Annotated in this window: 13 protein-coding genes; 8 read left to right on the top strand and 5 right to left on the bottom strand. The window is 71.2% G+C overall.

Going from position 1 to position 14,511, the window contains the following annotated elements; translation table 11 throughout:
* The first annotated feature begins 3 nt into the window (after positions 1-3).
* From QSK00_RS01305 to QSK00_RS01295, 3 genes are all read left to right on the top strand, one after another.
* Positions 4-1,269: an MFS transporter gene (locus tag QSK00_RS01305; protein ID WP_285586670.1), complete on the top strand. Its 1,266-nt coding sequence runs from the start codon at positions 4-6 to the stop codon at positions 1,267-1,269.
* 114 nt (positions 1,270-1,383) lie between these two features.
* Positions 1,384-2,589 (top strand): FAD-dependent monooxygenase, encoded by a 1,206-nt coding sequence (locus QSK00_RS01300; RefSeq protein ID WP_285586668.1) that lies wholly within the window; start codon positions 1,384-1,386, stop codon positions 2,587-2,589.
* Complete coding sequence (locus tag QSK00_RS01295) at positions 2,586-3,254, top strand: NADPH-dependent F420 reductase (RefSeq protein WP_285586666.1); 669 nt, start codon at positions 2,586-2,588, stop codon at positions 3,252-3,254. The genes QSK00_RS01300 and QSK00_RS01295 overlap by 4 nt, the downstream gene beginning before the upstream one ends.
* A gap of 257 nt (positions 3,255-3,511) precedes the next feature.
* On the opposite strand, the gene QSK00_RS01290 is transcribed toward QSK00_RS01295, so the two are convergent.
* Positions 3,512-4,435 (bottom strand): LysR family transcriptional regulator, encoded by a 924-nt coding sequence (locus QSK00_RS01290; protein ID WP_285586665.1) that lies wholly within the window; start codon positions 4,433-4,435, stop codon positions 3,512-3,514.
* 507 nt (positions 4,436-4,942) lie between these two features.
* Between QSK00_RS01290 and QSK00_RS01285 the strand changes: the two genes are divergently transcribed.
* The 3 genes from QSK00_RS01285 (at position 4,943) to QSK00_RS01275 (ending at position 8,394) form a co-directional block, all read left to right on the top strand.
* Entirely contained in the window at positions 4,943-6,295 is a 1,353-nt protein-coding gene (locus QSK00_RS01285; protein ID WP_285586661.1) for an MFS transporter, read from the top strand.
* A gap of 222 nt (positions 6,296-6,517) precedes the next feature.
* Positions 6,518-7,033 (top strand): 4-hydroxylaminobenzoate lyase, encoded by a 516-nt coding sequence (locus QSK00_RS01280; RefSeq protein ID WP_285586659.1) that lies wholly within the window; start codon positions 6,518-6,520, stop codon positions 7,031-7,033.
* Positions 7,030-8,394 carry a nitroreductase family protein gene (locus tag QSK00_RS01275; RefSeq protein ID WP_285586657.1) on the top strand — a complete coding sequence of 455 codons (1,365 nt, stop codon included), beginning with the start codon at positions 7,030-7,032 and terminating at the stop codon, positions 8,392-8,394. Before QSK00_RS01280 ends, QSK00_RS01275 begins: the two co-directional genes overlap by 4 nt.
* 78 nt (positions 8,395-8,472) lie before the next feature.
* On the opposite strand, the gene QSK00_RS01270 is transcribed toward QSK00_RS01275, so the two are convergent.
* Complete coding sequence (locus tag QSK00_RS01270) at positions 8,473-9,462, bottom strand: CNNM domain-containing protein (RefSeq protein WP_285586655.1); 990 nt, start codon at positions 9,460-9,462, stop codon at positions 8,473-8,475.
* On the bottom strand, positions 9,459-10,853 hold the full coding sequence (locus tag QSK00_RS01265; RefSeq protein ID WP_285586653.1) for a hemolysin family protein: 1,395 nt from the start codon (positions 10,851-10,853) through the stop codon (positions 9,459-9,461). The genes QSK00_RS01270 and QSK00_RS01265 overlap by 4 nt, the downstream gene beginning before the upstream one ends.
* A 177-nt stretch (positions 10,854-11,030) precedes the next feature.
* On the opposite strand from QSK00_RS01265, the gene QSK00_RS01260 reads away from it, so the two are divergent.
* Positions 11,031-12,074 (top strand): 4-(cytidine 5'-diphospho)-2-C-methyl-D-erythritol kinase, encoded by a 1,044-nt coding sequence (locus QSK00_RS01260; RefSeq protein ID WP_285586652.1) that lies wholly within the window; start codon positions 11,031-11,033, stop codon positions 12,072-12,074.
* Between the two features lie 9 nt (positions 12,075-12,083).
* Positions 12,084-13,859, top strand: coding sequence for an ABC-F family ATP-binding cassette domain-containing protein (locus tag QSK00_RS01255; RefSeq protein WP_285586650.1), 1,776 nt, complete (start codon positions 12,084-12,086; stop codon positions 13,857-13,859).
* A gap of 21 nt (positions 13,860-13,880) precedes the next feature.
* Here the strand turns inward: QSK00_RS01255 and QSK00_RS01250 are convergent, their stop codons facing one another.
* The gene (locus tag QSK00_RS01250) at positions 13,881-14,183 is read right to left on the bottom strand and encodes a hypothetical protein (protein ID WP_285586648.1); all 303 of its coding nucleotides are present in this window, start codon (positions 14,181-14,183) and stop codon (positions 13,881-13,883) included.
* A complete protein-coding gene (locus tag QSK00_RS01245) occupies positions 14,180-14,461 on the bottom strand; it encodes an SAV_915 family protein (RefSeq protein WP_285586646.1) in 282 nt (93 codons plus the stop codon). Before QSK00_RS01245 ends, QSK00_RS01250 begins: the two co-directional genes overlap by 4 nt.
* Between the last annotated feature and the right edge of the window lie 50 nt (positions 14,462-14,511).

Below are 14,511 nucleotides of genomic sequence, written 5' to 3'. Positions count from 1 at the left end.
GCCATGCGATCCTCATCTACGCTCCCCGGCCGCAGCGTGCCATTGCTGGCCTGGTCCGCAGTCGTTCTGGACGGCTTCGACGTCGTTGCGCTAGCAGTAGTGTTCCCAGTACTTCTGAGAACGAGGGTGTGGGACCTGACGCCGGCGTCGGCGTCCGTCATAGCCACGATCGGTCTCCTCGGCATGGCCGTTGGTGCGATCGCCAGTAGCAGCCTGAGCGCCCGGATCGGGTCCAAGAATGCTCTCATCGCCTCCGTGGTCTGTTTCTCGGTGGGCATGGCGCTCAGTGCGCTGTCCCCCTCGGCGGCGGTCTTCACCATCTTCCGGTTCATCACGGGGGTGGGTCTCGGTGGGTGCTTGCCGATCGGGGTCACCATGGTGGCAGCGCGTCGGTCACAAGATCACAAGAGCAGCAGCGCGACCACGACGATGATGACTGGCTACCCCCTGGGGGGAGTGGTCTGCGCGCTACTCGGGATTCTGATGGTTCCGGCGTTCGGGTGGCGGTCGATCTTCGTCGTCGGAGCCGCTCCGGCGGTTGTGCTCGTCCCGCTGATGATTCGCTACCTCCCGCGGGCAGCCCCGGTCATCGAAGCGACCAACATCAGGATCGAGGAACACGATCATCCCGACCGGGATGCTCTCGCCGGCCTCTTCCGCGGCCGCGGATTGCGCGCGACTCTGGCGTTCTGGGTGGCGAGCTTCATGGGTCTCATGCTCATCTATGGGCTGAACACCTGGCTCCCGCAGATCATGAGCGCCGCCGGCTACTCGTTGGGCAACTCCTTGGGCTTCCTGCTCACCCTCAACCTGGGTGCGATCATCGGGCAGTTCCTGGGGGGTTGGCTCGCTGACCGTCGGGGTGCCCGGCTGGCGAACATCAGCTGGTTCGGGGGCGCGGCCGTTTTCCTTGCGATGTTCGCGCTCCCGCTTCCCAATGTGTTTCTCTATGTACCGCTCTTCCTGGCCGGAATCTTCACCTTCAGCTCGCAATCGCTGACCTATGCTTATACCCAACGGTTCTACCCCGAGCACCTGCGGGCCGCGGGTGTGGGCTGGGCGGCGGGCGTCGGTCGTGTGGGCGCAATGTGCGGACCGCTCCTCGGGGGAGCCTTGCTGACGATTGGCGTCGCCTACCCGTGGGGCTTCTACATCTTCGCCCTGGCGGGCGCGCTCGGGGCGCTCGCGACGTGGTTGGTGCCGAAGGCGTACGCATCTACGCCCAAGCGGAAGGCGGATCGCCAGCGGGCGCTCGAGGCCTCGGAATAGTGCGACCGACGAACTGCCTCCAGTTGGACACTTCGCTGAATCAAGAGCGGACATGCGAACACATGGACGCACGGACCCACTGAGGAGATCGAAATGGCACATCGCCCTATCCGTGTGGCGGTTGTCGGGGCGGGTCTCGGGGGGCTGGCGGCGGCGATAGGACTGCAGCGCGTCGCCGACGTCGAGGTGACGGTGTTCGAGCAGGCTGGGCAGTTGGGCGAGATCGGCGCCGGGGTCGGGCTCGCCCCGAACGGGCAGCGTGTGCTGAACCGCCTGGGGGTTCTCGACGACATCAGGCGCGTAGGAGCGACCTACGACGGTCCGGGCCGCTACATCGACACGGACGGCCGACTGGTGGGGGAGGTCCCGTGGGCCGACTCGTCGGGGCAGTACCAGACGCTGGGCATGCATCGAGCGGACTTCGTCGACGTGATGGTCCGCGCCCTTGCTCCGGAGACGATCCGTGTCGGCCACCGACTCACCGCGATCGACGCGTCCGACGCCGACGTCCGTCTGATGTTCCAGAACGGCGAGAGCAGCGTGTTCGACGCCGTCGTGGGCGCGGACGGCACTCATTCCGTGGTCCGGGAGTCGATGATTCGGACGGAGGACCCCGTCTACTCCGGGTTCATCGCGTATCGCGGCGTACTGGACGCGAAGAACCTGCCCGCGGACTGGCCCATGCGGAACCAGATCTGGATGGGCATGCGGAAACACTTCATGTGCTACCCGATCCGGCAGCGGGAGCAGTTCAACTTCGTAGGATTCGTCCCGAGCAGCAGACCGTTGAGAGAGTCGTGGTCCGCGCGGGGGGACGTCGACGAGCTCGTGGCGGAGTTCGGGCCGGAGTGGGACCCGAATCTGCGCGACTTCATCAGCCGGATCGACGAGACCTTCTGGTGGGGCCTGTACGACCGGGAGCCGCTGAGGAGCTGGTCACGGGGCCGGGTCACGTTGCTGGGCGACGCGGCGCACACGATGCTCCCGCACGCGGGCCAGGGCGTGAACCAGGCTCTGGAGGACGCTGTCGCACTCGCCATCGTGCTCCGCGAGGCGAACGGACCGGCCGCCGTCAGCGAAGCGTTCCGGCGTTATGCCGCGGTGCGGATGCAGCGCACCGCCATCCTGCAGGCCAGTTCCCGGCGGAGCGGGACACAGCTGGCGTCGCAGGCGGAGTTCGAGAACCTCGGGAAACGCGACGCAGAGGTGCGGGCCGGGCGGGACTTCCGCAGGAGCTTCGTCTTCGACTACGACGCTGCAGCTGTGGCCGACAAGACGGTGAACCGCATGCGTCACCAGCAAGAAGGTGGTAGCTCATGACATCGGTCAGCGTCATCGGAACGGGCAAGATGGCCGCCGCCATCACGGAGGTGTTCATCCGGTCGAAGGCGTCGGTGCAGGTTCTCGGACGCAGTCCTGATCCTGGCGGGCCGATTGAGCAGCTCGATGTCGAGCACGCGGTCATCGGTGACGACCTCACGGGGGACGTCGTCGTGCTCGCGGTTCCCTACGAGGCGTTCGGGGACGTCATCGCGCGCTGCGGCGACCAGCTCGACGGGAAGGTCGTCGTCGACATCAGCAACCCCATCGACTTCTCCACCTTCGACGAGTTGGTGGTACCCACGGGCTCTTCGGCGGCCGCCGAGCTCTCGCAGCAGATCCCGACGGCACGCGTCGTCAAGGCGTTCAACACGACGTTCGGCCACACCCTGGTCCACGGCACCGTCGACGGAACACCGACGACCGTGTTGCTCGCCGGGGACGACGTCGACGCGAAGGTCGCGCTGATGGAGGTGGTGGAGGCCGCCGGGATGCGAGCGGTCGACGTCGGACTTCTCCCGCGCGCGAAGGACCTCGAGTCGACGGGGTTCCTGCAGATCACGTTGGCGGCTCTCGCGCAGACCAGCTTCGATTCCGGGTTCGCGTTGTCGCCCTTCGACACGGACGCGGCTCGTCGCGCACGGACCGAGGTGGTCCCGGACTGAGAGCCGTGTGTGTGAAGCCGCGGCGGCTGCGCGAGCCGCTTCTGGACCACGCCGGGCCGACCGGGGTGGTCGGGGATGTGGTCGTCCCGGGACGTTGGACCTTTCGCAGCCGGGCTCGGGTGAGGATTTCCACGGCGGGGTGGTGTTGGCCGCGGTCCTGAGTGGTGGGGCGACGCCGATGCGGGAGAACCCCGCACATTCTTTGCCGCCCTCGCCGGCAGCTCGTTGCGGTGCCACGACGGCCCCCGGAGAACTGATCAAACTGTCGGTTTGCGCGTGGACGTCCGTTCGCGCAACCATGACGCCAACGCGTGGACGCTCTCCGAGCCGTCGTCGCCGGCGCGACGGACCAATCCAACCTGGGCCTCAGCGGCAGGGCCATTCACCGACAGTTCCACGAGTGGAGACATCGTGCTGCCGCTGGCATAGGGCGGGATCAATGTCGTGACGACGCCGAGGCCGGCTTCGGCGGCGAGAACCCGTGCCTGCATGCCGTCCACTTCGACCACCGAATGCTCGCCGACGATGCCGCTGTCTTTGAGGAGCTGCCGGTAGAAGATCGATTCGACACTGCTGAAGGTTCCGGTGATGAGCCCAGCCGCAGCCACCTCCTCGATGTCGACGGAGTCCGCACGCGTCAGGGGGTGCGAGCGAGGGACGAGGAACCTCAGGGTTGACTTGTGCAGGGGTTCGAACAGGGCGTCAGGGGGCAGGTTCCACTGCACCACGTAGGCCAGGTCCGCTTCCCGGTCGATCACGGCCTGAGCCTGCCGATAACTGTGATGGAACTGAAGCGACAGCAGCGTGCCCGGATGTGCGCGACAGAACGGCGCCACGATCTGATCCAGGAAGTACCTCTGCTCGAACGCGACGCTGACGCCGAATCGAACCCGTCCGCGGCGTCCGTGCTTGAGATCGTGCAGTGCCAGCTGCAGGGAGTCCTGTTCCCGGAGCATGAGAATCGCGGAGCGATACACCTCGCGACCGGTGGGGGTCAGATGAACTGCCCGTTGCTCGTAGCGGAGAAGCTCGACGCCGAGCGACCTCTGCAATGCCGCCACGTGATGTGAGACCGTGGCTTGGGCCAGGTGGAGATGTCGGGCCGCCGCCGAGTAGCCGTTGCGGTCGACGACGGCGACGAAAACGCGTAACCGGAACAGATCCAAGAACGGGAAATTCATCGGCACCACCGCTCAGTAGTAGGCTTCGCGATACCGCTCACAACAGCGCACCCGACCAGCAGAACCACCTTCAGCTCGACAGGGATGATGGGCAGGCTCGGTTGCCGTGGAGGCGACGGCCAGGACCAGCTCGTCGAGGCGGGCAAAGCTTGCCCTCGAGGCCTGGGTCGAGACCCCCGTGCACGAGTCGGCGGACGGTGGTCGGGCCTGTGGGCTCTTGGACCGACGGCGAGACGATCGCCATGATCAACCACTGGCCTGCGGCTCGTCGGGACGAGCGGACGAAGAGGTGGCCACAAGACTTTACGTTACAGCTATTGCATGTAACGTAAAGCCCTCCTAGATTCTCCTGGCGGGCCCCATCGGATCGATGCCAACGCTCGATCGGTGGTCTGCCGCCTCCCCTCGATCCAGGGCGCCGGGGAGCCACGGACGAGGCGAGCGTCGAGTTCGTCGTGCCAGCTCCCGCCGACTTCTCCCGAACCCCACACCGGATGGTGATGACCCATGTCCACTGCCAACCCAGCGCCGCCCCAGGTCGTGCTCGACGACGTGATCGATCGGCGGAAGGTCGGTCGGTTCCACCTGCTCGTGCTGGCGCTGACGGGCTCGGTGATGTTCCTCGACGGGCTGGACACCCAGGTGATCGCCTTCATCGCCCCGGTCGTCGCTCGCGAGTGGGGACTGCCGGTCGCCGCGTTGGGCCCGATCTTCTCCGCCTCGATCGTCGGCCTGATGATCGGCTACCTGGCGCTCTCGCCGCTCGCCAACCGGTTCGGTCAGCGCAACGTCGTTCTCGCTTCCACGGCAATGATCGGGGTGTTCAGCATCGCGTCGGCGTTCGCCGCCGACGACGTCCAGCTGATCCTCCTGCGTCTCGCGACCGGCATCGGCCTCGGCGGCGCCATCCCGAGCACCATCGCCATCGTCAGCGAATACGCACCCGCACGACGCCGGTCGAGCTTCGTGATGGGGATCTACGCCTGCTACGCCTTCGGCTTCGTCGTCGCCAGTCTGCTCTCCGGGCCGATCACGCGAGCGATCGGATGGCGCGGGATGTTCGTGCTCTGCGGGGTTCTGCCCCTGATCGCCGTCATCGCCCTGGCGCTCCTGCTCCCCGAGTCGCCGAGCCGGCTGCTGCGCTCCGAGGCGACGATCCGGTTCGCTCAGGTGTGCCGGCGGGTGGCCCCGGAGGTGGACCCCGGCACCGTCGTGCTCGGGCCCGAAGGTCGGGCGGCGCGTGCGGTGTCGGCCCGCTCGGTGCTGACGGAGCTGCTGCAGCGGCGGTGGATCGCCCGCACGCTGCTGCTCTGGTTGGCGTTCATCGTCAACCTCGGCGTCTTCTACGCCGTGCTGAGCTGGCTGCCGACGATCGCCGTGCAGTCTGGGACCAGTGCCGGTGTCGCTGCCGGCGGGACCGCCCTGCTCATGGTCGGCGGCATCATCGCCGCCGCGATCATCGGACCGGCGATGGACCGCCGCGGCCCGTTCACCGTGCTGGCCATCGTGTACCTGCTCGGCTCGGTGTTGCTGCTCGGGTTCGCGCTGGCCTTCTCGGCCGGCAGCTCCGCCTTCCTGATCTCGGCGTTCCTCGTCGGCACCTGCGTCGCCGGGGGGCAGATGAGCGTGATCGCGTTGTCCGCGCAGCTCTACCCGAACCTGATCCGCTCGACCGGCGTGGGATGGGCCCTGGGCGTCGGGCGCATCGGAGGGATCGTCGCGCCCCTCGTGGTGGGCCTCGCGATCGGCGTGGGCGTGTCGGCGCAGACGGTGTTCACGGTCATGGGGCTCGCCATGGCCGTGGCGGGGGTCGCGGTCGTGCTCCTCGGACGCGCACACCGACGAGCACTCGCACCGTAGCCGACCGCCCTCGAGGGGACGCCCGGCGGGACCTCCGACCCGGTCGCAGCCGCCGCACCGACCAGCGCGAGCGGGCAGCGATGACCGGCGTCCCGGAGCTCGGCCTCGCGGTCGCCTCGGCAATGGCGTAGTTACGTTACAAGTATTGACTGTAACTGAAAGCCCGCCTAGCGTCATCGGCGATGCGCGACACGCCGATCGCGCCCAGGAGAGGAGCCCACCGTGACCGCCACCGCCGAGGACCTGATCGCCCGCACCGCCCCCTTCCTCGAGACCATCAGGAACAAGACCGCGGGCGAGGAGCTCGAGGCCTACCTCAACACCCACCACGGCCCCGGCGACCCCGTGTGGGACGACCTCGCGGCGATCATCCGCGACGGCGTGGAGCAGGGCTGGGCCGCGAACGTCGAGGTCGAGGGGCCGCACTACCGCCGGAGCCGGATCGCGCAGCCCAGCGAGGAGCTGAGCTGGTTCAGCATCACCGCCGTCTACATGGACAGCGTCGAGGAGTTCCGCGGCGAGTACCACCAGCACCCCTACGGCGAGATCAACATGGTGATCCCGCTCGACGAGGGCGCCCAGCTCGGCGGGCCGCGCGGCTGGCAGGGTGCCGGGTGGACCGCGCCCGAGCCGGCGAGCCACCACTATCCCGAGGTCCGCGGGGGTGCGGTGATCGCGCTGTTCTTCCTGCCCGCCGGGCGCATCTCGTACGACATCGACGCGCCGGACGCCTCGTGACCCTCGCGCACCGCACCGCCGCCTCGGTGTCCGAGGCGCTGCGGTCGCGGCGCAGCGTCCGGGCGTTCCGATCGACGCCGGTGCCGCGGGACGTCGTCGAGGACCTGCTCGCCCTGGCGGCGCGATCGGCGAGCAACTCCAACACCCAACCGTGGCGGGTGCACGTCGTCACCGGCGACGCGAAGCGCCGGCTCGCCGAGGACCTCTGGGAGGCCCTCGACGCCGGGCAACGACACCCGCAGCCCGGCTACACCTACCAGCCGGCGCCGGAGAACTGGGCCGAGCCGTTCCGCAGCCGCCGCGCGGCGTTCGGCGACCAGCTCTACCGGCAGTGCCTCGGCGTGGAGCACGACGACGCCGTGGGGCGGGACTGCCACCACCGACGCAACTACGAGTTCTTCGGCGCCCCGGTCGGGATGATCCTGACGGTGAGCGCGCACCCGCTGGACGGCGCGCTGGTCGATGCCGGCCAGTTCCTCCAGGGACTCATGCTCGCCGCCCGCGAGGCCGGGCTGGACACGTGCGCCCAGGCGTCGTTCATCGACTTCCACCGCGTGCTCCGACGGCACCTCGTGATCGACGACGACCAGATCATCGTCTGCGGCCTGTCGCTCGGGTACGCCGACCACGAGCACCCCTCGACGAGGTGGCCACCCCGCGCGAGCCCGTCTCCGCGTTCGCCACCTTCCACGGTGACGGCGGCTCGTAAGGTGCGGGTCGTGGACTCCGCGGCGACCGGCGAGCAGGCGACCGGCGAGCAGACGAGCGCCGGCGGTCGTCCGCGTGATCCGGCGCTCGACGAAGCAATCATCCGGGCCACCCGTCGGCGCCTCGTCCTCGACGGCTACTCGAAGATGACCCTCGGGGACATCGCCTCGGACGCGGGGGTGTCCCGGCCGACGCTGTACCGCCGCTGGCCGGGGAAGTTCGAGCTGGTGGTCGACGCGCTGGACTGGGGGTTCCGGGCGCAGCTCGACAGCTACCCGACCCTCGACCTGGCGTCCCTCCCGCCCCGCGAGGCGTTCGCCGAGGCCGTCCGCCGGGTCGATCCCTGCTACTTCAACCCGGACGCGATCGTCCTGCAGGGCGGCTTCATGGGCGAGCAGCCGCGCGCCCCCGAGCTGCTCGACCTGCTGCGGGAGCGGGCCGTCGAACCCCGGATGACGCTGCTCCTCGACCTGCTCACCGCATTGCAGGACCGTGGGCACGTCCGGGCCGACCTCGACGCCGACACCCTCACGACGATGTGCTTCGGGAGCTTCTTCGGCGCGTTCCTGCGCGGCGACCCCGGCGGCGCGGCCTTCGCCGAGCGCGTCGCCGACACGGTGTGGGCCCTGATCGCGGTCGATCCCACGTCCTGACGACTCCCGGTTCCGAGCGAACGGCCCGCTCGCAGCATCTATGTGCGCGAGAGTGCCGTTCGCTCGGAAAAAGGGGGCCTACGCCGGCGTCGGCAGCAACCGCCCGACCAGGTCGGACAGCGTGAGCAGCCCGATCGGAGTGCCGTCGGACTCCACCAGCGCCAGGTGGGCCCGCTGCTCGCGCATGGTGTCCACCGCGGCGTGCAGCAGCGTGTCGGCGTCGAGGCGCAGCACGGGCCGCATCACCTCGCGCGCGGTCGTCGTCGACGGGCGGGTCAGCGTGTCCCGCACGTGGACGTACCCGACCGGGCGGCCGCGCTCGGAGACGACGAGGCGCAGGTGCCCGCTCTCGCGGGACAGGGCCTGCACGGCGGCGACGTCGTCGTCGGCCTCGACGCCGATCGGCTCGCGGGCCAGGGCCCGCACCGGGGTGCGCTCGAGCTCCAGCGCGGCGAGCACCTGGTCGCGGCGCTCCGGGTCGAGGGCACCGGTCTCGGCGGAGTGGTCGACGAGCTCACGCAGGTCGTCGGGTCCGCGTCCGCCGCTCATCTCGTCGACCGGCTCGACGCCGAGGACCCGCAGGCAGCGGTTCGCGGCCCCGTTCAGCACCACGAGCAGCGGGCGGGTGACCACCATGAAGGCGCGCATCGGGAGCGCCAGCAGCATCGCCGAGCGCTCCGGGTGGGCGATGGCCCAGGATTTCGGGGCCATCTCGCCGACGACGAGGTGCAGGAACGTCACGACGACGAGCGAGATCACGAAGGACGCGACCCCGGCCACGGCGGCCGGGACGCCCCAGCCGGTCAGCAGCGGGTTCAGGGCCTCGTCGACGGCGGGCTTGGTCACCGCGCCGAGACCGAGCACGCACAGCGTGATCCCGAGCTGGGACCCCGCGAGCAGCAGCGACAGGTCCCGGGCGCTGCGTAGCGCCGCGCGGGCGGACGCGCTGCGCGCCGCCTCCTCCTCGAGCCGGTAGGTCCGTGCCGCGACGAGGGCGAACTCGACGGCGACGAAGAACGCGGACGCGACGATCAGCAGGACCGACACGGCGATCGCCGTGACGCTCATCGGGAGACCTCCGTGCTGGACGGGCTGGTGACCGGGACCCACTGCAGGTGGACCTCGGCGGGGACGCGCCGGTCGACGGTCCGCACGGTCGCGCGCAGCGTGCGGTCGGGCTCGTCGGGATCGTCGTCGGCGATGGTGACGACGACGGTGTCGCCGGGCTCGGGCAGCCGCGCCAGCTCGGCGACGACGAGGCCCGCGATGGTCTGGTACTCGCCCTCGGGCAGCTCCGCGTCGATGAGGCGGGACACCTCGTCGACGTGCCGGTCGCCGGGGACGACCCAGCCGTCGGCGCCCGCATGGGTGCGGTCGGCGTCGGCCGCGTCGTGCTCGTCGGTGATCTCGCCGACGAGCTCCTCCGCGACGTCCTCCACCGTGATGACGCCCGCGAGGTCGCCGTACTCGTCGAGCACGCAGGCGAGCTCCTCGCCCTCGGCCCGCAGCTGCTCGAGCACCTGGGGGAGCGGCAGCGTCGAGGGCACGAGGACCGGGGCGCGCATCAGGTCGGCGACCGCCGCGTCGGACGGCCCCGACCAGGCGAGGACGTCCCGCAGGCAGACCACGCCGACGAGGTCGGGAGCCGACCCTCCACCGTCGTCGGGCGCCTCCGGCAGGGCGCCGAGGACCGGGTAGCGGGAGTGGCCACCGGCCATGACCCGCGTGAGATCGGCGACGGTGTCCTCGGCCCGCACCCAGGCGACCCGCGGCCGCGGGATCATCGCGGCCCGGGCGCTGCGCTCGGAGAAGTCCACCGAGCGGTCGAGCAGCGCGGCGAGCTCGGGCGGCAGGTCCCCGGAGTCGCGCGAGTCGTCGATGATGGCCTCGAGGTCGCGCGGGGTGGCCGAGTGCTCGACGTCGTGCACCGGCTCGATGCGCAGGGCCTTGAGCAGCGCGTTCGAGGCCGCGTCGAAGAGCTTGATCAGCCAGCCGAACAGGCCGAGGTAGACCTTCGTCGACAGTGCGAGCGCGCGGGCCACCGGCTCCGGGCGGGCGATCGCGAGGTTCTTCGGGAACAGCTCGCCGAACACCATCTGCACCACGGTGGACAGCAGCAGCGCGAACACGGTGCCGATCGCCACGCCGACCGCGGCGGGCACGCCGGCCGTGCCCAGCAGCTCGCCGACGCCGTCGCCGATGAGGGGCTCGGCCACGTAGCCGACCAGCAGGCCGGTGACCGTGATGCCGAGCTGGGCGCCGGAGAGCATGAACGAGGTGCGGCGCGTGATGTCGAGCGCGCGTACGGCGCCGGCGTCGCCGTCGGCGGCGCGGGCCCGGAGGCGGGCGCGGTCGACGGCCATGTAGCCGAACTCCTGCGCCACGAAGTAGCCGGTCGCGGCGGTGATCAGGACGACGACCACCACGCCGAGCAGGATGCCGAGGATCGTGCCGATCATCGGAGGGCCACCACCTGATCGGGACGACCGGTGGTGTCGGGACTGTGACTGGGGTCCATGGCTCCTTGCCTGGGGGATCTCGCGGTCTTGCACCACCAACGTGTGTCCGGTTCGGGTGGTTCCCGACGTGGGCCGGTCGTGAACGACCGGTCCGGGGGGCTTCCGTACCCTGGACGGGTGCTCTCCGCCGTCGGGCCCCCGGTGACCGTCCGCGTCCCGGCCAAGATCAACCTCCACCTCGCGGTGGGCGAGCTGCGTGCCGACGGCTACCACGACCTCGTCACCGTGTTCCAGGCGCTGAACCTGTTCGACGAGGTGTCGGTGGTGTCGACGCACGCGGGCCGGGCGGTCGACCGCATCGGCGCCGGTGCACCCGGCGTGGAGCTGCTCGGCGACGTCTCCGAGGCGGACCGCGAGGCGATCCCGGTCGACGGCTCCAACCTGGCGTGGAGGGCGGCGGTGGCGCTGGCCGAGGTCGCGGGTCGGGAGCCCGACGTCCGGATCGGCATCCGCAAGTCGATCCCGGTCGCGGGCGGGATGGCCGGGGGCAGCGCGGACGCCGCCGGCACCCTGCTCGCGCTGTCGGCGCTGTGGCGCCTCGACCTCGGCCGGGAGGCGCTGCTGGAGGTCGCGGCCACCGTGGGCAGCGACGTCGCCTTCGCGCTGCACGGTGGCACCGCCCTCGGCACCGGACGCGGCGAGAACCTCGTCCCGGTCCTCTCCCGCCACACCTTCCACTGGGTGGTCGCGCTCTCCGACCACGGTCTCGCCACGCCCTCGGTGTTCGGCGAGCTGGACCGGCTGCGCGCCGCGGCGACCACGGACAACCCGGTCCGGCGCGTCGGCAGCGTCGAGCCCGTGCTCGAGGCCGTGGCATCCGGCGAGGCCCGCTCGCTCGCCCTGCTGCTCGGCAACGACCTGCAGGCCGCCGCCGTCAGCCTCGACCCCGGGCTGCGCCGCACCCTGCGTGCCGGCGTGTCCGCCGGGGCGCTGGCCGGGGTCGTCTCCGGCTCGGGCCCGACGTGCGTGTTCCTGTGCGCCGACGGCCCCTCCGCGGTGCGCGTCGCGGCCGAGCTCTCCGGGGCGGGGGTCTGCCGCACGGTCCGCGTCGCCCACGGCCCGGTGCCGGGCGCGAAGGTGATCGACGGCGACCCGGCCCGTCCGCCCCGTGGTCCCGGCGGCCCGCCCGCGCCGGATCCCGGCCCGAACATGTACGCCTGAAAGGCAGCTGTGCCCAACCTGGTCAACCTCGAGAACGTCGCCATCTCCTTCGGCGGCCCGAAGCCCGTGCTCGACGGGGTCTCCCTCGGCGTCGACACCGGCGACCGCGTCGGTGTCGTCGGCCGCAACGGCGGGGGCAAGTCGACGCTGATCTCCATCCTCGCCGGGCGCCTGGTTCCCGACGACGGGCGCGTCAGCCCCGTGCGCGGGCTGCGGATGGCGTCGGTGACCCAGCAGTCGCAGCCGACCGGCGCGACCGTGCGGGCCTCGGTGCTCGGCGGCGAGGTGCCCGACCACGAGTGGGCCGCCGACGCACGGTCCCGCACCGTCATCGAGGGCCTGCGCCCCGGCGGCGGCCGCGGCCTCGACGCGTCGGTCGAGGGGCTCTCCGGCGGGGAGCGGCAGCGGATCGCGCTCGCCGCGGCCCTCGTGCAGGACCTCGACCTGCTCGTGCTCGACGAGCCCACCAACCACCTCGACGTCGAGGGCGTGCGCTGGCTGGCCGCGCACCTGCTCGCCCGCCGGACCGCGCTCGTCGTCGTGACGCACGACCGCTGGTTCCTCGACACCGTCGCCTCCCGAACCTGGGAGGTCGTCGACGGCCGCGTCGAGCAGTTCGAGGGCGGCTACAACGACTGGATCTACGCCCGCGCCGAGCGGACCCGGCTCGCCGACGCCGCCGAGCAGCGCCGGCGCAATCTCGCGCGCAAGGAACTGGCGTGGCTGCGGCGCGGCCCGCCCGCGCGGACGTCCAAGCCGAAGTACCGCATCGAGGCCGCCGAGGCGCTGATCGCCGACGTGCCCGAGCCGCGGAACTCGGTCGAGCTGGTGACGATGGCCCGCCACCGCCTCGGGCGAACCGTCATCGAGCTCGAGGACGTCACCCTCACCGTCCCCTCGGACCCGCCGCGCACGATCGTGAACCGGCAGACCTGGCGGATCGGCCCGGGCGACCGGGTGGGCATCGTCGGGATCAACGGCTCCGGCAAGACGACGCTGCTGAAGACCCTGGCCGGGGAGCGTGTTCCCGACGGCGGGTCGCGCGTCCTCGGCACGACGGTGCGCCTCGCGCACCTGTCGCAGGACCTCTCCGACCTGCCGTTGCACCGCCGCGTGCTGCAGGCCGTGGAGGACATCGCGGAGCGCGTGTTCATCGGGGGCCGGGAGCACACCGCCTCCGCGCTGGCCGAGCGCTTCGGCTTCACGGCCGCGCAGCAGTGGACGCCGGTGTCCGACCTCTCCGGCGGCGAGCGGCGGCGCCTGCAGCTCGTGCGGCTGCTGATGACCGAGCCGAACGTGCTCATGCTCGACGAGCCCACCAACGACCTCGACGTGGACACCCTCCAGCAGCTCGAGGACATCCTCGACGGCTGGGCGGGCACGCTCGTCGTCGTGAGCCACGACCGCTACCTCACCGAGCGGGTGTGCGACCGGGTCGTCGCGCTCTTCGGCGACGGGAGGATCACCGACCTGCCCGGCGGCATCGAGGAGTACCTCCGTCGTCGGGACCAGCAGCTCGAGACGGCGGGTGCGGTGCGCACGGTGGCCGCCTCGTCCGCTACTTCCGGGACGTCCGAGGCGGACAAGCGCGCGGCCCGCAAGGAGATCCAGCGCATCGAGCGGCGGATCGAGAAGCTGGACACGCGGGAGAAGCAGCTGCACACGCTGCTCGCCGACGCGGCCAACGACCCGACCCGCCTGCTCGACCTCGACGCCGAGCTCCGGGCCCTGATCGCCGAGCGCGAGCAGCTCGAGGAGCAGTGGCTCGAGGCCAGCGTCGACTGACGTCCGCCGGGCGGTGCCGGCTCAGCCGGGCACGGGGCCGTTGATCGTGGCGTCGAGGGCCGCCGCGGCCCGGCCGTCGCCGTCGCGGTAGGACGCCGCTGCCGCTCGGGTGGCCGCGGCGGCGTCGGCGGTGCCCCGGACGAGTCCGGAGACCGCATCGGCGAGCGCGGCGAGACAGGCGACGACGTCCGCGGTGGCGGGGCCGGCCCGCGGCACGTCGGGGGCGCCGTCGGCCGCGCCCGCCAGCGGCTCCGCGGCCTCCTCCAGGCGGCGCGCGACGACGTCGACCTGCGCCGGGTCGACGTCGAACCCGGGCGTGCTCACCGGCCGTCCCCGTGCCGGGCCGCGTCGGGCAGGGCGAGGCCCTCGACGACACCGTCGGCGCCGGTCGCGGCGACCAGGTCCCCGAGGCGTCCGGCCGGGACCGCCATCCAGGGCTGGGCGCGGCCGCAGCAGGCGACCAGCTCCTCGACCGAGGCGTACACGGGCAGGGCCAGCCGGTCGTCGACGAGCAGCCGCAGCTCGCACACCGCCTCGTCGGCGTCCGGCACCCCGTGCAGCGGGACGATCACCGTCGCCGTCGTGTGGTTCCCGACCGTCATGTCGAGCAGTGTGCCGATCGCCCGCCCCCGACATGACCCGTTCCGGAGAA

The sequence above is a fragment of the Actinomycetospora sp. NBRC 106378 genome (genome assembly GCF_030269685.1).
Lineage (GTDB): Bacteria > Actinomycetota > Actinomycetes > Mycobacteriales > Pseudonocardiaceae > Actinomycetospora.
Note: the sequence above shows the minus strand (reverse complement) of the source record. Positions and strands in the feature narration are given on the sequence as shown.